This window comes from Paenibacillus sp. UNC451MF (genome assembly GCF_000686845.1).
Classification (GTDB): Bacteria; Bacillota; Bacilli; order Paenibacillales; family NBRC-103111; genus Paenibacillus_S.
In genome coordinates this window covers 1-19,467 of the sequence record NZ_JMLS01000042.1, presented here as the reverse complement: position 1 = coordinate 19,467, position 19,467 = coordinate 1, and the positions used below count along the sequence as shown (strand labels likewise).

Genomic DNA, 19,467 nt, shown 5'->3' with positions numbered 1-19,467 from the left:
TCAGGTTCGAAGAGTGTCGGGAATCCCATAAAGCTTCAGTAGTGTACGTGGTACTCCGGTGGGGTATCCCCTTCCGGCCACTGTTGTTATCGGGAAATTTTCAACTTATTCGCTTTACTGCGGTGATTTCCCGTTAACAAAGGTGGTCTTCTCGCTCCTCCAGAGGATACCCCACCTCCCGTATCAGACACTCCTCGAAGAAATAGGTTTCTCGACATACAAAGAACCTGACGGAAATAAACCGTCAGGTTCTTTTTTCGCTATTTCTCTAATAACAGCGGTACGACCTTGCCGCGGTTAACGTCAATGAGGCCGTAATCGGTTATTTTCAACGCCGGGCTGACCGGCAAAGAGTGCGTACTGATAGACATAATAGGATTATAGTGGTTATATCCGAGAGCTTCCATTGCTTCACGAAGCTGCTGAACTTCAGCAGCCGTCTTCTCCAACGGCTCCTCGGTCAGAATACCTCCAACCGGCAAATGCAGGCTAGCCAGTACTTGACCATTCTCCACGACGCAGAAGCCGCCTTGATTGCGGATGACTTCGTTGGCCGCCAGCATCATGTCGGCACGGCTGTGCCCGACAACCAGCAAATTGTGGTTGTCGTGTGAATACGTCGTGGCGATCGCGCCGCGTTGAATTGTATCGCCGCCGATCAAGCCGTAGGCTCTGCCTCCGGTCTTGCCATAGCGATCAAAGGTCGCGATCAAGCCGTATTCGCTCTCTTCCCAGCGTACTTCGCCTTCGCTTACAGCAACCTCTCCGTGATACTCCTCCGTAAAGGTGGAACCGTTCTTAACGAGCATCACTCTGCCTTTGTAAGCTCCAGCCTTAGCGTCCGTACCGATAACAAAATCTGACTCCGTCAAAAGCGGGAGCTTTACACTTTGGTAAAAATGGGCAGGGAATGGATGACGGTGACCTTGCGGTTTGTACTCTTCCTGCGCATCAAACACCTTCTGTCCGCCTTTATATACTTGACCAATGGTCAATTGTTCTAAATCGGACACCAGCGAGAAGTCCGCAATCTTGCCCGGAGCCACGGCTCCGCGATCACTCAGCTTCATCCTGCGCGCAGGCGTGAAGGTAGCGGCATAAATCGCTTTCTCCGGTGTCATCCCCATCTGGATGGCTTTGCGCACGATATGGTTCAAGTGTCCTCGGCGCTGGAACCAATCCGGCATAACGTCGTCGGTTACAAAGCAGAAATGCTCGGCGACATCCCGTTCGATCAAATATTGCATGACCTCTTCGGTCATTGATTTCTCTTGAATTTCAATAAACATGCCCGCAGCAATTCGCGCTTCCATGCCTTCTATCGATTGATGCGTATGATCCGAATCGATTCCCGCATAAATGATCCGCTGCAAATCGAGGTCCATCAGCTTAGGCACATGGCCCTCGATAATCAGCTTCGGATACTTCGAACGAATGTGATTCAATATCCGGTTCGTCTTGCAATCCGGATCGTTAATGACGTCCACATAGTTCATGATTTCGCCAAGGCAGGCAATCGTCTCCGACTGCATCAACGTATCCATATCCTCTATCTCCATCGCTCCGCCTGTTGTCTCCATTGACGTTGCAGGCACCGAGCTCGGAATGGCGTAGAACATATCCGCCACGCAGTGCTCGCTTGCCCGAATCATCTCCGTTACGCCTGGAAGCCCGAATACATTGGCCATTTCGTGCGGTTCCGGCACAATGGTCGTCACGCCGTTACGGATCAAGCCGTAAGAGAACGTCTCCGGCGTTACCATCGTGCTTTCAATGTGCAGGTGAATGTCGACAAGACCAGGAATCATATATTGCCCCTGTCCATCGATGACTTGACCGGCTTCGAAGCTGTCTTCACCCCGGTCACCGATGTACAAGAATCTGCCGTCCAGCACCGCCGCGTTGCCTTGAATGAACTTTTTGAAGTAACTGTTATATATGTTAACGTTCTTGATGAATAAATCGACTCGCATGCCTGTACCTCCCAAGTAGCACGTTACTCCACTAATACCAATTTTTCGCCGGGGAACAGCAGGCGAACCTCCCGGCCGTTGACATAAGGAAGCTCCATTTCTTTGTTGACCGTAAAGTCACCGAGCGCTGTTTCCACGACATACTGATAGCTTCTGCCCAGGAATGTGCTGACTTTCACACGACCCGGGAGACGGTTCGTTCCTTCTGCGGACAGCTCTTCCGCCGTACCCATAACAACGTCATCCGGACGGATGGCGCCCTTGAGGCTCCCATTGGCATTCGTCCCCAAAAGCTTCGGTACGCAGAATAGCATATCTTTGACCTTCAGCTCGACCTCTCCACCATTCTCACGCCGTTCATCGAAATGAATGAAATTATTAAAGCCGATAAACCGTGCGACGAACTCTGTCTTCGGGAATTTGAAGATTGTGGACGGACTGTCGAGTTGCTCGATAATCCCTTTGTTCATAATCGCCACCTGATCCGAGATCGAGAAGCATTCCTCTTGATCATGAGAGACATAAACTGTTGTAATGCCGAGCTCCTGCTGAATGCGGCGGATTTCCACACGCATGTTGATTCTCAGATTAGCGTCCAGGTTACTGAGCGGCTCATCGAAGAGCAGCAGGTCAGGCTCGATAACAAGTGCCCGAGCGATGGCTACACGCTGCTTTTGCCCGCCGGATAACGCTTTAGGGAACCGCTTCTCGAAGCCTCCCAAGCTGACAACTTCCAGAATGTTTTGTACTCTTTTCGAGATTTCCGACTCATTCACTTTTCTAAGGCGCAGCCCGAATGCCACATTATCGTAAACCGATAGATGGGGGAACAGCGCGTAGCTTTGGAACACGAAGCCGAAGTTCCGTTTATTGACCGGCACCCGTGTATAATCTTTGCCACCCAGCATAAATTTGCCGTCTCTGGCCTCCAAAAAACCGGCAATAAGCCTTAATGTCGTCGTTTTGCCGCAGCCGCTCGGGCCTAGCAGCGAAATGAGCTTGCCTTTTTCAATATTCAGGTTAAAATCCTTCAATATCACATTTTGCTCGTAGGCAACCGATACGTTTTCCAAGGATAGCAATGCCATGGATTAAATCCCCCGTTATCGTTTTGTAAAGTAGGACAATCCCATAATGCGTTCGATAATGAACATTAGGACCGCCGTAAAAATCATAAGCAGCACCGAAATCGCAGCAATCGTCGGGTCAAAATGGTTCTCTACATAGGTCAGCATTTGGATCGGAAGCGTACTGACTCCCGGACCTGTCATGAAGACGGAAATATCCACGTTGTTGAACGATTCCAGAAAGGCGATCAGCACCGCAGCGATAATCCCTGACTTGATGTTCGGCAGCACCACCTTGAAGAAGGTCGCCAGATGCCCTGCACCCAAGCTCAAAGCCGCCTCCTCGATCGAGAAATCGAAGTTCGACAAGCTGGACGCGATGACGCGGATAATGAACGGCAGCATAATAACCGTATGCCCGAACAGCAGAGAAAGGTAAATCGGCAGATGATACATGATGATGAGATACTTCAGCATCGTAAAGCCGAGCACGATACCCGGAATCAATACCGGCGAAATAAATACCGCATTCAGCGTATCCTTGCCCTTGAACTGGAATCGGCTTAAAGCATAAGCGGCCGGAACCCCGAGAATAAGCGCGAATACATTGCCCAGCAGCGAAACGAAAATGGACGTCTTGAACGTCTCCATGAACATTTTCACTTTGAAAATATTTTCATACCATTTGAACGAAAAGCCTTGCGGCGGAAATTTCAGCACCGTTCCCGGATCGAATGAGGCGGCGGCAATAATAATGAGAGGACCCAGCAAAAAAGCGTAGACCAGAAGCGTAAACAGGCCAAGCCCTCGATTGTTCTCCTGCATACGGATCTACTCCTTCGGATTGAATTTATTCGCCAGTTTATTCATAATTCCAATGACCACAAACGTGATCGCAATCATGATCGTAGCGACGACAGAAGCCAAATACCAGTCGTTTAACGTAATCGCATTTTGATACAGGAAGGTCGAGATAACCTTCTGTTTGCCTCCAAGCAAGGCTGGTGTCGTGTACGCCGTCAAGCTGCCGACGAACACCAAAATACTGCCGATGATCAAGCCCGGAATACTGAGAGGAACAATGACCTTGCGGAAGGCTGTAAAGCGGGCCGCTCCCAAGCTCTCTGCCGCCTTGATCAGGTCGGGATCGATATTTTCCATAACCCCTACAAGCGTAATGATAATGAGCGGCAGGAATAAGTGAATGAGACCGATCATCATCGCTACTGGCGTGTACAAAATATCCAACGGTTCTTGGATAACCCCCAACGCAATTAAGGCGTTGTTAAGCAGCCCTTTTTTCCCGAGCACGATCATCCAGCTGAAGGAACGAACTACCGAGCTTGTAAGCAGCGGGAAAATAGCGAGTGCAAGCAGGATGCCTTTTTTCCTCAAGCTTTGTTTGGAAATATAGTACGCCACCGGAAAGCCGAGCAGAATGCACAGCAGCGTGGTCACAATGCTGACCTCAAGCGTCGTCCATAATATTTTAAGAAAATACGGATCTTTAAAAAAATGAAGATATCCTTCCAGTGTAAATCGGCCCTCTTGAAAAAATGTGGACCCTATCGTCATTACAATCGGGATCAGCATAAAAAACAGCAAAAACAGAAATCCCGGCAGCAGTAATACATAGTAGTACGTTTTCTTCATGTAGCTATGGCTCCTGTTCTTGTAAGGCTAGGCTTTCAGCGATTGCGTAAATAGCTGTAGAAATGCTTCCGTATCGATATCCACGCAAACGTCCATATTAGCCTGCTTCGACAAGCGGTTTTGAAAATCGCAGACGGTTTGTCCATCGCACAGGTCGCTGCGGGTCTCGACATCTACATAATAGCGACGAGTCGTGACGATATCGCGGTTCAAAGCTACGCCTACGGCTAGCGGATCATGCATAACGCAGGCGTGAATGCCATTGCGCTCATAGTAGCGCTTCATATAATCCAAGGTGCTCTCGCGGATATATTGCGCGATAGGCGAATCGCCGAGCAGCTGCATATGTTCCTCTGTCAGCAGTGCCTTCCGAGTTACATCAAGCCCAACTAACGTGAGGGAAGGGAAGCCTGCGTGGAACACAATCTTCGCTGCTTCCGGGTCTACGTACATGTTGTACTCCGCCGTTGGAGTCACATTGCCGTAGCTGCCTACAACCCCGCCCATCACAACGACCTCCTTGAGGAGATCGACCAGCTCCGGTGCTTGCCGTAGCGCTAATGCCACATTCGTAAGCGGTCCGGTTGCGACGACAGTCAGCTCGCCTGGATAGCGGCGCGCAGTCTCGATGATGACATCCGGCGCGAAGCCGTCGGAAGCCTCCTTGTGTACGGACATATCGCTTAAAGCGCCGCCAATACCGTCTTGCCCGTGTACCCGATGCTCGAAGAACGATTGTCTCAGCAGCGGTCGGTCCGCTCCCTTATAGACTGGAATCGAGTCCTCACAGCCCAGCAGCTGTAATATTTTGCATGTGTTCACGGTTGCCTGATCCCGCGATACATTACCGTTCACCGTTGTAATCCCTAGAACATCGAACTGTCCGCTGCGAACCGCAAGCAGAATGCCGAGAGCGTCATCGACTCCCGTATCCACGTCGAGAATGACTTTTTTCCTACTCATGGGACCTCCTTAGAGAAAAAATGAGGGTACATGCCATAGTCATGTCATATACCCCTCACTAATCTGCTAGCTGCTTGCTTATTGAGTTACTTCTTTATTGAAACGGTCGATCCATTTTTTCAGGTTTTGGTTCACGAATTTCATATCCAGCTTGCGAAGCTTAGCAACAACATCGGCGCCGTAAGTAATGCCTTGAGCTTCTTCAGGTGTTAGCGTCAATGTTTTGTTAACCGGAGAGTCGATGTGCGCTTTAGCGGATTTCTCTTGCGCTTCCTTGCTCAAGTGCCAGTTGATGAAATCTTCAGCCAGCTGTTTGTTCTTGCTTCCTTTAACGACGTTAATCGTATTCATGACTGCGTAAGCTCCTTCAGTCGGAGTTACGAATTTCACATCCGGGGAAGCGGCTTTCAAGTCTTTCACGTACATTTCCATGATCGGTCCGGCAGCGATTTCGCCTTGTGCCAGCATGTTAACGTATTCGGATGTTTGACCGTAGTATTTCACGACCGATTTATTCAGCTCTTTCAATTTGGCAAAGGCTTGGTCTTCATTGAACGTGCTGCTGCCAGCTACGAGGGAAGCCGCGTCTACGATCATTGGGCCACTCGTTGCCGTAATGTTAGGCATGGTCAGCTTTTTCGCCAATTCCGGACTCCACAGGTCAGCCCATGATTTGATTTCTTTACCGCCAAGAGCTTTTGGGTTGTAAGCAATGCCTAATTGGCCGATCGTATAGGCAGGACCGTAGTCTTCACCAAGAGGAGCTTTAGCTACATCATAGATATTGTTCAGGTTCGTTATGCGGCTGCGGTCGATTTTCTCGAACAATCCCGCTTCAATAGCTTGTTGAGCATAATAATCGGATAAGTACATAAGGTCTACATTGGAGCTGCCTTGCTTGACTTTGTTCAGACGCTCGGCGTTGTTGCCGATTTCGAGCACGATTTTGACATTATGCTCTTTCTCGAACGGTTCATAAATTTCTTTGCGGAAGAAGTCTTCAGAGAAGCCCCAAGTGGAGATAACCAGCTGTGTCGGCGCCCCTTTATCTGCCGCCTTGTTGTCCGTTGCCGCTCCTCCTTGTTCTTTTGGCGCGCCGCATCCGGTAAGAGCCAGTCCCAGAACAGAAAGTGAAAGTACACCTTGAACCCATCTTTTTTGCATCGTCATTGACCTCCAATAGTTGATTAAATGTAGTTGTAAAGAATCGGCTGCATGAAATATTTACTAGTATTTTGCAATCACAGCAATCTATGCACGCATCATACTTTATCTCTAATTCTCAACCGACGCCCCCTCTTGCTTTTGAATTCATATAATAAAAAAGAAAAGTACCCTTGATAGAAATAAAGCTTCTAACAAGAGCACTTTCCATTGTAAACAATGTCCAGCGGATCTGTTGTTCTTAAGTAGGTTCGGTTTCCTCTTCAGATAGATCCGAGAGAAACAGCCGATCTATTCAGTTTTACGGTCGTTTCCGACTAAAATAATATTGGTTATTGCCCACTGCGTCGGCGGGTCGTAGTCTCTAAGGACCGCTTCGATGGAAAGCCCCATCTCCTGCTCGAGCCTTTCACGGATTCGCTTCTTATAGATCGACGACATGTAAAAATCAACCTCGTACTTCAGCGTCGGCGCTTCGCCCTCTAAAGCGGTAGACCGCGGTGAGCGGCGGTGCCTAGCCTGAAACGTGATGATATTGCTCTCAATCGATGCTTTAAGCAGTGTAGTGCCGAATCCGAACAATTCCTTTGACACCTCGTTGTAGATGTGACACAGCTTCTTTTTAAATTCATTAGAATCGATTAGGGACACAGGTTCACCTTCTAAAACTGTCATCGGATTCGAATATAAATTAATAATACTGAATTAAACGCTCTTTTTCAAGCAATCGTTCGGATTTCTTTATTTAAAAAGACTTCCAGTCCTAATTTTTAACAAAAACCAGGGAATTTTCCGAATGAAAAACAAATGTTCGTTAGGTTTGGCTCCTCGTTGCATCCAAAAACAGCCTGTCTCTTCAAGCCTCCGCAGCACCGTTCGTGCTTCTCCCCGGTTCTTTGCGGTACTCCGAGGGGGTGCAGCCGTTCCACTTTTTGAAGGTATTGCTGAAGTAGGCCACGTCTGAGTAGCCTACCCTGTCAGCTACTTCACTGATCCGTAGCGAGGTGGCGCTCAATAACCGTTTGGCCTCCTCCATCCTCACCTCGACGATATAATCGACGAAATTGCGGTTTAGCTGCTGCTTGAACAGCTGGCTCAAGTAGCTCGGGTTCAAGTGAACGAGTGCCGCTGCCCTGGTTAACGTAATCTCACCCGATAAATGGGTTCGGATGTAAGCCTGTACCTGCTCGATAGGCGATTGCTCCAGCTTATGCTGCGTTACCGGTGCCTTGGGCACTTCCCCCTGCAGTGGAGGCTGATGCTGACTCATCCATTTGTTAAGACACAGCCGCATATCCTCCAGCTCAACCGGCTTGAGCAAGTAATCGAACACACCGGAGCGAAGCGCCTGCTGAACAAATTGGAAATCATCATAGCCGCTAACAACGATAATAGGCTGACCCCGATTGCGCACTCGAACCTCTTGAACGAACCGCAATCCTTCCATCACGGGCATCTTCACATCCGTCATGATCAGATCCGCTTCGTTGCTTTTCAGCCAATCCAACGCTTCCAGACCGTCAGAAGCTTCCTTAATGACGCTAAAAGGCAGCCCTGTTTTTTCAATCACTTTTTTCAAAGAAGTACGTACCCACCGCTCGTCATCAATCAGCATAACGCGATACACTGATGTACCTGCCCCTCTCCGCTAGTAGTTCACCATGCTTCTAGTAGCCGTTCTTCCTTGACCTCTTCATAAGGAAGCCGTATCCGTACCACAGTTCCATGTCCACTCAGGCTGTGTAGTGACACTCCAAACGTCGGGCCGTACAAATAAGCGATCCGCCGATGCACATTCGCAATTCCAATATGAGCTCCCCCTGCGAGTACATCCTTCCCTTCCAGATCGTGGTGGATCCATTTAAGCTGCTCCTCTGACATCCCGACGCCGGTATCTCGTATAACGACGCAGAAGGAATGCTCTGAGTCTCGCTCTGCCGTTATGCGAATGTGCATTAAGCCAACACCCGGCTCAATCCCATGGATCATGCTATTCTCTACGATAGGCTGCAGCGAGAACTTCGCAATATGCTGCTCCAAAGCCCAATCCGGCACATCCAGCTCGTATTCGAGCCTCTCCTCGAACCGATACTTCTGAATGCGCAAGTACACCTTGCAGAAGCCCAGCTCCTCATACAGCGTCACCTTCGGGGAAGCGTTCTTGAGGTTATAGCGCAGCAGCTTGGCGAGTGAGGCCGCCATAGAGGCGATATCGTCCATATCCTTATCGAGAGCCATGCCGCGCAGCGTTTCCAATGAATTGTATAGAAAATGCGGATTCATCTGCGACTGGAGTACCTTTAGCTCCGTTTCCTTTTGGCGCAAAGAGGCCTCCGTTTCACGCAAGCGGGTGAAATATATTTCCTCCAGCAGGTCCTCGAGCTTCTCGACCATCTTATTGAACCCATGCGTCAGCAGGCCTAATTCATCCTTCGAGCGCACCTCCAGCTTGCCGGAGAAATCACCGACTTCGACCTTTTTCATAAAGCGCTGCAACCGACGAATCGGATTCACCAAACTGGCCGCGAAGCCTATCCCGAGCAAATAAGCAACGGCAAGCGAAACAATCAGCGTCCAGAAGATCGTACGCCCAATGTACGCGGCACCGTTGGTTAGCTCCGAATAAGGAATCGAGGTGACGAGACGCCAGCCCAAGTAATGCGATAAGCTGAACGTCAAAAAATTACGCGGCTTGTCATCATCCGCCATCGAGCCGCTTTCCTGAGTCAGCATCGTTTCAAAGCTTTTGAGATTAGCAGGCTTGCCGACCTGCTGCAAGTCTTGGTGGTACACGTAATGGTTCTGGGCATCGATCATGTAAAGGAAGCCCGTACGTCCGATTGCCACCTTTTCCGCGATTTCTTGTATGCGCTTAAAATTTACATCCATGATCATAATGCCGATAGGCTCCAGCGTATTCGGACTTATTAACCTGCGCACAATCGATATGACCTGCTCCTGATGATCTCTTCCCCTTACCACTCGGCTTATAAGCTTGGGGGAGCTATCTTCCGGGATAGATGCATACCAGTATTCCTGCTGCAGCTGTTTGGCCGAATAAGGGCTGTCATAATCGATAGCGTCAATGACCTGCTCATCGTGCACAATGACCGTAATGTTGCTGATATCTGAACGGGAGTACGCGGCATTCTTCAACACCTGCTCGATATCCGTCTGGATTCCGCTCTGCTTCATCTCCTCCATCGTCCGCAACTTCAAGAAGCGGTTCATATCCGGATGATTAATGATGCGAAGCGTATCGATCTCAAAATCCTGAACGTAGTATTCGACGTGCGCCTTCACCTGCTCTATGATTTGCCAGCTGTACTGTCCTGCCTCCTGCTCCAGAACTTCCGACGACCGTTGGTACGAAATCGTCCCTACAAGCAGCAACGGAAAGACGACGATCAATGCCGAGTAAAAAAACATTTTGGCCGTAAGCGTTCGGTTGCGAAGCAGCACGTAACGCTGGAACGCATCGGCAGTTTTGTTCCATGCTTGCAAGGGCGGGTTCACCTCATGTGTCCGACTTCGTTACAGCTCCTGCTTCAACCGGATCATGTCTCTGCACTGCAGGCCATTCTCGTAAATGGGCTCCTCATAGTTTCGAACAAAATAATCCGTATCCACGCCAATAATCCGAAAGCCGCATTTCTGGTATAAGTGAAGCTGTCCGACGCTCGAATTGCCCGTTCCTATTTCTATTCTGCGAAAGCCAAGCTCCTTGGAAACTTGAATGGCATGAGTAAGCAGGCGCCTCCCTAATCCTTGTCCCTGCATCGTCTCCAGCACCGCTATATTCATGATCTCAGCGGTCAACGGCCTTGTCGGAAGCAATGCAGTGATTCCTACGATGTTACCTTCGAGTTCCATCACATAACAGCGGCATCGTTCTATATAGGTTTGAATAACGCTCTCTTCAGGATCGGCCAACAGCAGCAGATCCATCGGATACGGTTCGTTTGATTGTAATTCTCTGATTTTCATTGCATATCTCCTTATTTCAAAATCTCTTACGAAGTCAATCAGCGGTCCATAATATCTCTAAACAGCTGGTCCCGCTCCTCTTTTCGTCCTTCATACAGATTCATATAGTCAAACAGCTCGAAAGAGAAATCCACAAATGCCCGTCCCTTAGCTGTAATGACGTGTCCATCCCTTACAACACGCTTCTCAATATATTGCTCCCGCGGAAACGGGTCGTCTACGCCCAGCTGTATGATTCTCTCTGCAGAGCAGGAGGTCGTATAGCTCCGGTTGGCTAAAATACCGGCTCTACCCAAATATTGCGGGCCGTTGCAGATGGCTGCAAGAAGCTTTTGCTCCCTATCCAGTTTACGTATTAATTCGGTAAGCTCCGTTTGCTGATTGCGTATTGGACCGCCGGGAATAATGAGCCCTTCTACGTCCTTCAGCTCCATAACTTCGTTCAGAGTCAAGTCGGGCTTGTAAGTCAAGCCGGACTCGCTGACCACCGGATTAGAATCGTATCCCACGCAAAGCACTTCTTTTTTGCCGACGTTTTTTATTTTGTGGAAGGCTAATGTGATCTCAAAATCCGCAAAATCCTCAGATATAAAGCACAGAATCTGTCCCATGATGTTTCGCCCCAATCCTTTTCTCATAAAATATTTTCCAGAAAAATGAAGGGGTCGATTCGGCCCCATCGTCTTGTATAGCAATAAAAAATAAACGAGGAGTGAGTCTCACATGGTTAAAAAGATTTCCATTCGTTTGATCGTTTCATTTCTGGCGTTCGTCCTGCTTGCCTATGTCATCATGCAGTATGGCTTTGCAGACCCGCACAAAGCAGGGCTTATAACCCAAAAACTCAAAAAGCCGGACTTTCACTACGCACCTTGGATCTATGTGCTTTACGTGCACATCGTAACCGCCTGTCTAGCCGTCGCTATCGGACCGTTTCAGCTGTTCATCCGTCCAAAAAGAAAAGGAGTCCGGCGCCACAGAATGCTCGGCTACGCGTATGTTCTCTCCATTACGGCCAGCGGACTGATCAGCATTTACTTATCGATATTTGCAACGGGCGGTTGGATGGCGGGATTAGGTTTTTTTGTATTAGACGTTCTGTGGGTACTATCTACTTGGGTTGCCGTTAGAAAAGCCGTGAATAAGCAAATTCAGGCTCACAGGGAGTGGATGCTGCGCAGCTACGCGCTCACATTAGCTGCCGTCACCTTTCGCGTATGGTTATTGGCGCTGACGCCTCTGTTCGGAGGTCCGATGGAGCCTCCCTACAGGTTATCCGCATGGATGTGCTGGATTGGAAACTTGATCTTCATCGAGGTGCTGATTCGCTTATCGAGAAAAAAAGCCGTCAGCAAATCATTAACCGCATGAATTATTCCGGCTTACTCTTCCATTTCCATCGCGAATGCACTCCGCCCTGCTCGGATTCTGCAATGAGCTCGTGAAGCCGTTTAAGTCGGGTCTCTTCTTTCTTCGCACTGACTACCCAGTGAATGGCCGTCTTCCGGTAAGAGGGGGGCTGCTCTTGGAAATAAGCCCACGCCTTCGCATTGGCACGAAAAGCAGCCTCATAAGCATCGCCGAGCTCTGCAGCCCTCTCTTGCTCGTATGAATAGATAGCGGTTTGGTCGTCCTTCCGTTCGGCAAAGGCACGGAGCCCCTCCGGGCGCATCTTCCCGAGCTTCGTCAGCTCGTCCATTTTCTGAACATTAACAGCACTCCAAATACTCCTCCGCTTGCGGGGTGTGAACCGGATCATGTAGCTTATATCATCGATCCCTTTACGAACGCCGTCGATCCAGCCAAAGCACAATGCTTCGTCTACCGACTCCGGCCAAGTCATGCTCGGCTTTCCGGAGCCTTTTTTATAGAAACCGACCTGCAACGATTGCGACTTATCATGGTTCTCTTCAAGCCAAGTACGGAACTCAGCTGGTGTTGTAAAAAAGATAGGGTTCATATGCTTGCACTCCCTTTCTATGGAATAGCTACTGTCCACCTTCTTCTATATATAAATTCAATCCCTGGATTCGTTTTCCTGTTGTTCATTTATGTTACATTTAGAATAATGCAAGTCCATTCCTATTGAAAAAGAACAGGAGAGATCTCTGTGAAACTACCACTCTTAACAGAGGCACTCGCTCAGAGGCTTCAACAAGCTGAGACCGATTATTTCAGTTCAAGAATCAGCTCTATTGGCGAACGTGCAAATAATCCGGAAGGCGTAGATATAAGCACCTTCGGCAATACTACAGCCTATTATATTAAAACCATGCCGTGGGGTTTATTTAACAGCGTTAAAGGTCTGTCCGATAAAGACACAGATAAAGTTGAAAGTATTATTGCCTTCTATCGTGAGCGGGATAGAAAGCCCCAAATCGATATAGATCCCGCCGGCTCCAGTGCAAAGCTGTTAAGGACTATGGCTAAGAGCGGATTGATTCAAGAGGGCTTTCATTCTTTTCTATACGGCCTTCCTCTAGCAGAGCTACCGACAGCACCTGCATATATTGACATTCACGAGATTACCGACGCTCAAGAATTCGATCTGTACGCCGAAGTCCACTGCATTGCCTCCGGCATGTCTATTGCCCACAAGCATCATTTCTTGAACAACAATAGGGGTCTGCTCCATAGACAAGGCTGGAAGCTATTTCTCGCTTACGTTGACCAAACGCCAGCGGCCGTTGCGGCTATGCACTTTAGCCGTGGAATCGCCTCCTGCGCTCTGGCTGCCACCCTGCCTTCATACAGGAACAGGGGATTACAGACCGCCCTTTTACACCGTCGAATGCATGAGGCCTTCAAGGCAGATTGTGAGCTTGTCTCAGCACAGGCGAGCTTTGCCAGCACAAGCCAACATAATATGGAGCGTGTCGGTATGAGGCTTGCTTGGACAAGAGCCGTCTGGACTTTGCTTAATTGACACTAATAATCATTATCATTTAATATAAACCCATATTCTTCATAATGGGAGTGTTGATTTCATGTTCATAGAAACATTGACGATCATCGTTAAGGAAGGCTTCTCCGATCAAGTCGTGCAGCGCTTCAGCCGGGAAGCAGCCGTTGAGAAGTCCCCTGGCTTTGTAGATTTAAGTGTTCTCGTAAAGAAAGCTAGAAAAGGTGAAGAAGAAGTCGTCATTTTGATTCGTTGGGAATCGGAGGAACGCTGGAAGCAGTGGGAACTGAGCGAGCCGCACCTTGAGGGCCATAGAAGAGAACGGGAGCATGGCAAGCCGGACTTTATCGTCAGCTCCAAAAGCAGCGTTTATGAAGTTAAAGCCGTTAAATACCCGCAGGCTTAACTATCCATATAGACCGTTCCTCATGGAGAGGGCGGTCTATTATTTCATTCAAGTAATAAGACCATTTTATTCTAGTTCTATGCGTCTATTCTATGAAAAATAGGCTTCAAATATAGAAGCTTCCGTTAAAATCGGTATACCCACTCTATGTCCAAATGGATTGATTTACATACAATACAGTATACAAGTCCTAAAGGGGATGATAACTTTGGCGGTATTCGATAATGTTATGGTAACTGGCAACCAGACAGTTAAAAAAGACTTCCAGGTTGACGGGAATCAAACTATCATGAAGGATTTGCGAGTTAACGGAAATCAATCCGTCATGAACGATTTCAAAGTGGTCGGTGATCAAACTATAAAAGGAAGCCTGCAGGTCAACGGCAGTGAAACTATTAAAAAGCACTTATCCGTTGGTGGAGATATTTCAGCCAAGTATCGCTTGGGAGTACGAGCCCTTCCGACCGTTCCTCCCGGGCCTCCAACCGGACATCAGGTGCGCTATTTCGCTTCGAGCATTGCCAACCAGCCTGGACTGTTATTAAAAGGAACGGATGGGAACGATTATATCTTGTTCATTGATACAACAGGAGGAACTCCGCATCTCGCAATCCAAAAAGCATAAAATAGCATTGAACCACCAACGTAACTGCTTCAAAGGGATTCAGCCACGCACCGGCGCTTGTGCCAGCATCTTTGTTTCTAGGCATAGTAGATTTTATCAGACTAGGAGCAGCCGGTGCTTTTTTCTATGTGAATACAGCATTATTTGTTCAACCACTTTGATTTAATAACATCCCGACATGACTCCAATGCTTTCTTTACCGCTTCCAAATACTGGTACCCGTAACGTTGGTCAGGCTCCAAGTACGTTCCCTCCGCCCATTCGTTCCACGCATTGATAAACAAATACTCGCTCTTGTACTGAGTGACAGCACGTTCGATTTGCTTCGATAAATACCAGCCGAATTTTTGCGGCGAAGGGCCGATACAGCTTTGTCCTTCAAGACCTATACGCGGCGTATTGTCCCAGTTGACGTAAGCCCCGGGAAATATTTTTTCTCCGTTTCTTCGATGGGGAGAACGATTCAAGATAGATTGCCATACCTGATCGTAATCGAATACAAGATGATCCCGTTCCTTCGTCTTCATATGACTCCATAATCGATGTGAACCGCTATGTGCAAAGGTGTAATGTGGCTCGAACTCCACACTTGCGTCAAAGCCCGCTTGATGGGCAATCTCAAATCCCCCTAAGGTACGAACAAAATAAATGCCTTTTAATCCGTTTTGTCTTGCCAGTCGATTCCAATACTGAAGCATATCCTCACACCGATGAATCTTGGAAGGTCTATATAATATAAATAAGGGCCTATCGTCCACCCGAATATAACGCTCATCCCGGAATGCATCCAATAAAGCGAAGAAGTGCCTTTCCCATTCCTGCTCTTCTCCGTATTCCTGCGGCATGAGAACATGATGCTCATCCCCATCCCATTTGCGCGTCCATGGCTCGTTAGCCCAAGATAAACAAAAAGGAAAATCGGGTTCTCCCTTTGTCTGTACTTCATGGAACGGCTTCTCGAGCAACTGCCTGCCATTAAACCAATAATGATAATAGCAAAATCCGTAGATGCCGTAGGATTTGGCGGTTTCCGCCTGCCATCTTCTTGCTGCAGGATCGGTTAAATCATAGTAGTACTCGCGAAACGGCTCTTTAGGCTGCTCATGACCCGGGTACAACGGCCGAGCCTTTCGGGTATTTGTCCATTCCGTAAAGCCCTCGCCCCACCACATATCATTTTCGGGAATACGGTGGAATTGGGGTAGTAGAAAAGCGATCAGCTTCAATCCGCTAACCTCCTTTAGCTGTTAAGAACAGCATCTAGCAGCTTGATGACCATTTGCAGGTAGGAATAATCGTATTTACTTCCCAGCAGCGCTTTGGTTGCAACAATTCGTCTTTGATCGGCCTGAGTCAAATAATGCTGAAGCTTCTTCGTAAGTTCCCCCGCATTGCGGAAAGCGATGATATCTTCGTCGGGACTCGTGTAGCCGTATAAATTGGGATGATCCTCAACCAATTGAAAAGTCCCACAGGCGGCAATCTCTAGTACTTGGCGTTGTGAAGACTGCCAGTTAATGATAATCTCCGCACCGTTGTAATACTCCCTTAATCCTGAATCCCGCTGTACCCGCATGACTTGGTCATACTTCTCCCAGCCCGCTCCGATAGCAAGCACCTTTTTGGATTCTACTAGCTCCAGGACACTTTGAATAAGTTCATTTCGGCTTATAGAGGCATCTCCAATGAATAGAATATCCGATCGGCAGCTATCCTCAACTTGTTGGGGGTAAAAGATAGAACGCTCCGCAGCAAACGGAAGATAGATGACCTGCTTGCAGCCTACATACTGATAAAGCGGAATGTTAACGGCATTTTGTGTAAACACACAGTCAAAGACGGAGGCAGCATGACGAATCGCTTCTATCATTTCAGTATCGTCAGTGAGCCATATCGCCTTTTTCACGGGCGTTGTTTTGAGGATCATCCTATTTTCGTTGGACAGCAGCTCCTGATTACCTAGCACCAGTAACAAATCAGGCTTCATTTGATATATGGCTTCAGATAGATTGTAATTTGCTTTTACAGAAACGACTTCTTTAACAAGGTGTCTGAATTGCTCCGTAATGACGAGATCGGTCTGCCAAGCCGTCTCCCCAGACAAAGTTGATACGATGAGCACCTTCATTTGTTTTTTCACAACCGGTTTCGTTCTTATTATTGCCGAATCATCAAGTCCTGCGTTCTCAGGACTGTTCATATTTCTTAAGGAATGGATCACCTTATTGACTAAGAGCTGCTCCGATAACGGATCTAACTGAAGTGGACTTTTTGGCTTCACGGATGTGCTTTTGTTCGGGTATACTTGGATGGATTTTCTCGTCTTTCTAATCATTTCATACCTCCCGACTCCTGTCATTGCTCCAGCTTCAAACTATTCTATGAATCATCGTGACAGAAGCTTCAAGGCATGTGTACCTCATAGAGCAAAAAGGGCTTCTGACATGCTAATGGAAGTTTTATCATTCATCTATTATAGCCCTTCCATTGTTACGTTCCCGCTAACTGGTTATCCTTAAACTATAGCAGCATGACCTGCCTGATAGAGAAGCAGCACTTGTTGGAGGTATTAAAATGAGATTGTCCAAACGAAAAGTCGTTGCCGTTCTACTCATTGCAGCAGCATTAATTTATGTAACGAACAGCTCCCGGCTGGCTGCCCATCGAGATGGAGCCCCCTTACTGCTTGCTCACCGCGGACTTGCCCAAACCTTTCATATGGAAGGCATCACCAACGATACCTGTACAGCCGAGCGTATTTATCAACCGGAATATCCGTATTTGGAAAATACGATAGCCTCAATGGACGCAGCTTTCAGAGAAGGTGCGGACATCGTGGAGTTCGATGTGCAGCCTACGAAAGATAACCGGTTTGTCGTGTTCCATGACTGGACGCTCGATTGCCGTACGAACGGCACTGGGGTCACCCGGGACCATACCACGGCGGAGCTGCAAGCACTCGATATCGGCTACGGCTATACGGCAGACGGCGGGAAGACCTATCCGTTTCGCGGGAAAGGCGTTCAGCAGATGCCTACTCTTGAGGAAGTTCTGGCGACATTTCCCGACCGTTGCTTTCTCATTCATGTTAAGAGCAACGATGCTAACGAGGGGGTCCAGCTTGCCCAATACCTTCAAGCTTTGCCGGCCAATCGACTCGAACAGTTGGCCGTTTACGGCGGAGACAAGCCGGTAGCTGCGGTGAAGAAGCTGCTTCCTGGCCTACGGACCATGTCCAAAGCTTCTATAATCCGTTTCGTGATCACTTACGAGGCACTCGGATGGACCGGCTTTATTCCTGCTTCGATGGAACACAGTCAAATCCATATTCCGGAGAAAGTAGCCCCTTGGCTATGGGGGTGGCCGAATCGTTTTCTGGAACGAATGGATAAGGCCGATACCCGGGTTATCGTGGTCGGAGGAGACGGATCCGAATTTTCTCATGGATTCGATACCCCAGAAGACGTACAGCGTCTTCCCGAGGACTACACGGGAGGCATTTGGACGAACCGCATTGATCTAATTGCACCTGTGTATAGAGGGAAGTAAGCTTGTTTACTTACGGTTATGCGCTTATCGAGGATTTCCCTTCCTTACGATCTGTGCTTTAATGGGTAAGGGAATGATTGAGAAATTCTAGATAGGAGCTAACCAGTGGGAACCGCTAACCGATGGATTTATGTTGTTCTGGCCTTTGTTGTCATTTCATGGGGGCTCAATATTGTAATGGTCAAATTTTTGACGGAAACGTCTCCGCCCTTTCTAGTGGCTGCCGTAAGGATGCCGCTTGCGGGTCTGGCTCTGCTTCCGTTTGCCATACGCAAATATGGCTGGTACAAGCCTAGCCCGAAGCAGTGGCTGCTGCTCGGGCTGATCGGGTTAACCTCTATCTTTATTCACCAGTTGTTCCTGGCATCTGGTGTTGCAACGACAACCGCGACGAACGCCTCCCTCATTCTCGGACTGAATCCGCTCACGACCGCTCTGCTGGCCGCTATATTCGTCGGAGAAAAAATGAACCTTAGGCTGCTCTTCGGCATACTGGCCGGATTCTCTGGCGTGGTTATTGTAGTGCTGTCCAGCGCAGCGGATGCCTCCATCGAAGTGTCCGGCTGGGGCGACCTGATTATGGTATTATCGATGCTCGGCTATGTTGTCGGAGGACTGTTGATCAAAACCATTGCCGCCACGAACATCCCCACTCTTGTTACAACCGCCTACTCTACTTTAATCGGAGGAGTACTGTTGAACATCGGAGCTTTCGTGAAATATGGACCGACCGCATACCAGGAAGTCCATTTCTCAGGAATGGGCTGGGCTGTCATGCTATTGTCCGCGTGGGTCGCCTCTTCTCTAGGCACGCTCGGCTGGAACCACGGCATCAAGCTGCTCGGCGCCAATAAAACGGCCATGTTCATCAACGGCATGCCGTTTGCCAGTATGATCGGGGCCGTACTGTTCCTTGGCGAGCGGATTCAATGGATTCATATGCTGGCCTTCGTATTGACGACGGTAGGCATCGTTATTGGCACCTATTCGCCTAGAAGGGGTCTCTGCACACAGACGAAGCCTGTCTCAAGCTCGAAAGAGCTTGGAACGTAAAAAAGAAGAACCGTGAAGGTTCTTCTCAGGCTGTCGAGAAAGTAAGTCTCGACAGCTTTTCTTTTGTTCAGTTAATTCAATACAGCACCGCGTTAATATGGTATAATTATTGTAACATTGATAAC

20 protein-coding genes are annotated in these 19,467 nt (G+C 48.4%); 6 read left to right on the top strand and 14 right to left on the bottom strand.

Features of this window, described 5'->3' with window-relative positions; translation table 11 throughout:
- Positions 1 to 260 precede the first annotated feature (260 nt).
- The 11 genes from BP97_RS0129040 to BP97_RS0128990 all read right to left on the bottom strand — a co-directional run bounded on the left by BP97_RS0129040 (position 261) and on the right by BP97_RS0128990 (position 11,418).
- On the bottom strand, positions 261 to 1,973 hold the full coding sequence (locus BP97_RS0129040) for an adenine deaminase (RefSeq protein WP_028552252.1): 1,713 nt from the start codon (positions 1,971 to 1,973) through the stop codon (positions 261 to 263).
- Between the two features lie 23 nt (positions 1,974 to 1,996).
- Positions 1,997 to 3,061, bottom strand: coding sequence for an ABC transporter ATP-binding protein (locus tag BP97_RS0129035; RefSeq protein WP_028552251.1), 1,065 nt, complete (start codon positions 3,059 to 3,061; stop codon positions 1,997 to 1,999).
- A gap of 15 nt (positions 3,062 to 3,076) precedes the next feature.
- A complete protein-coding gene (locus BP97_RS0129030) occupies positions 3,077 to 3,865 on the bottom strand; it encodes an ABC transporter permease (protein WP_028552250.1) in 789 nt (262 codons plus the stop codon).
- 6 nt (positions 3,866 to 3,871) lie between these two features.
- Entirely contained in the window at positions 3,872 to 4,693 is an 822-nt protein-coding gene (locus tag BP97_RS0129025) for an ABC transporter permease (protein WP_028552249.1), read from the bottom strand.
- 27 nt (positions 4,694 to 4,720) lie between these two features.
- Positions 4,721 to 5,656, bottom strand: coding sequence for a nucleoside hydrolase (locus BP97_RS0129020; protein ID WP_028552248.1), 936 nt, complete (start codon positions 5,654 to 5,656; stop codon positions 4,721 to 4,723).
- Between the two features lie 78 nt (positions 5,657 to 5,734).
- Positions 5,735 to 6,820, bottom strand: coding sequence for an ABC transporter substrate-binding protein (locus BP97_RS0129015; protein WP_028552247.1), 1,086 nt, complete (start codon positions 6,818 to 6,820; stop codon positions 5,735 to 5,737).
- Positions 6,821 to 7,111: 291 nt separating this feature from the next.
- Complete coding sequence (locus BP97_RS0129010) at positions 7,112 to 7,471, bottom strand: hypothetical protein (protein WP_028552246.1); 360 nt, start codon at positions 7,469 to 7,471, stop codon at positions 7,112 to 7,114.
- 205 nt (positions 7,472 to 7,676) lie between these two features.
- Entirely contained in the window at positions 7,677 to 8,447 is a 771-nt protein-coding gene (locus BP97_RS0129005; protein WP_028552245.1) for a response regulator transcription factor, read from the bottom strand.
- 29 nt (positions 8,448 to 8,476) lie between these two features.
- Positions 8,477 to 10,324, bottom strand: a complete 1,848-nt coding sequence (locus BP97_RS37790) for a sensor histidine kinase (RefSeq protein ID WP_051621038.1) — start codon at positions 10,322 to 10,324, stop codon at positions 8,477 to 8,479.
- A 30-nt stretch (positions 10,325 to 10,354) separates the two neighbouring features.
- Entirely contained in the window at positions 10,355 to 10,807 is a 453-nt protein-coding gene (locus BP97_RS0128995; RefSeq protein WP_028552244.1) for a GNAT family N-acetyltransferase, read from the bottom strand.
- A gap of 38 nt (positions 10,808 to 10,845) precedes the next feature.
- A complete protein-coding gene (locus BP97_RS0128990; protein ID WP_028552243.1) occupies positions 10,846 to 11,418 on the bottom strand; it encodes a DJ-1/PfpI family protein in 573 nt (190 codons plus the stop codon).
- Positions 11,419 to 11,530: 112 nt separating this feature from the next.
- Between BP97_RS0128990 and BP97_RS0128985 the strand changes: the two genes are divergently transcribed.
- Positions 11,531 to 12,178, top strand: a complete 648-nt coding sequence (locus tag BP97_RS0128985) for a DUF2306 domain-containing protein (protein WP_028552242.1) — start codon at positions 11,531 to 11,533, stop codon at positions 12,176 to 12,178.
- A gap of 1 nt (position 12,179) precedes the next feature.
- On the opposite strand, the gene BP97_RS0128980 is transcribed toward BP97_RS0128985, so the two are convergent.
- A complete protein-coding gene (locus BP97_RS0128980) occupies positions 12,180 to 12,767 on the bottom strand; it encodes a YdeI/OmpD-associated family protein (protein WP_028552241.1) in 588 nt (195 codons plus the stop codon).
- 150 nt (positions 12,768 to 12,917) lie between these two features.
- On the opposite strand from BP97_RS0128980, the gene BP97_RS0128975 reads away from it, so the two are divergent.
- From BP97_RS0128975 to BP97_RS0128965, 3 genes are all read left to right on the top strand, one after another.
- On the top strand, positions 12,918 to 13,733 hold the full coding sequence (locus BP97_RS0128975; protein ID WP_036746745.1) for a GNAT family N-acetyltransferase: 816 nt from the start codon (positions 12,918 to 12,920) through the stop codon (positions 13,731 to 13,733).
- Positions 13,734 to 13,794: 61 nt separating this feature from the next.
- On the top strand, positions 13,795 to 14,115 hold the full coding sequence (locus BP97_RS0128970; RefSeq protein ID WP_028552239.1) for an antibiotic biosynthesis monooxygenase: 321 nt from the start codon (positions 13,795 to 13,797) through the stop codon (positions 14,113 to 14,115).
- Positions 14,116 to 14,314: 199 nt separating this feature from the next.
- Positions 14,315 to 14,740 (top strand): hypothetical protein, encoded by a 426-nt coding sequence (locus BP97_RS0128965; protein WP_028552238.1) that lies wholly within the window; start codon positions 14,315 to 14,317, stop codon positions 14,738 to 14,740.
- 140 nt (positions 14,741 to 14,880) lie between these two features.
- On the opposite strand, the gene BP97_RS37785 is transcribed toward BP97_RS0128965, so the two are convergent.
- Both BP97_RS37785 and BP97_RS0128955 read right to left on the bottom strand, forming a co-directional pair.
- Complete coding sequence (locus tag BP97_RS37785) at positions 14,881 to 15,966, bottom strand: glycosyltransferase WbsX family protein (protein ID WP_051621037.1); 1,086 nt, start codon at positions 15,964 to 15,966, stop codon at positions 14,881 to 14,883.
- Between the two features lie 14 nt (positions 15,967 to 15,980).
- On the bottom strand, positions 15,981 to 17,075 hold the full coding sequence (locus BP97_RS0128955) for a CgeB family protein (RefSeq protein WP_028552237.1): 1,095 nt from the start codon (positions 17,073 to 17,075) through the stop codon (positions 15,981 to 15,983).
- 239 nt (positions 17,076 to 17,314) lie between these two features.
- Here BP97_RS0128955 and BP97_RS0128950 point away from each other — a divergent pair, with 239 nt between their 5' ends.
- Entirely contained in the window at positions 17,315 to 18,289 is a 975-nt protein-coding gene (locus tag BP97_RS0128950) for a glycerophosphodiester phosphodiesterase family protein (protein ID WP_036746742.1), read from the top strand.
- 105 nt (positions 18,290 to 18,394) lie between these two features.
- Positions 18,395 to 19,342: a DMT family transporter gene (locus tag BP97_RS0128945; RefSeq protein WP_028552235.1), complete on the top strand. Its 948-nt coding sequence runs from the start codon at positions 18,395 to 18,397 to the stop codon at positions 19,340 to 19,342.
- Positions 19,343 to 19,467: the final 125 nt, after the last annotated feature.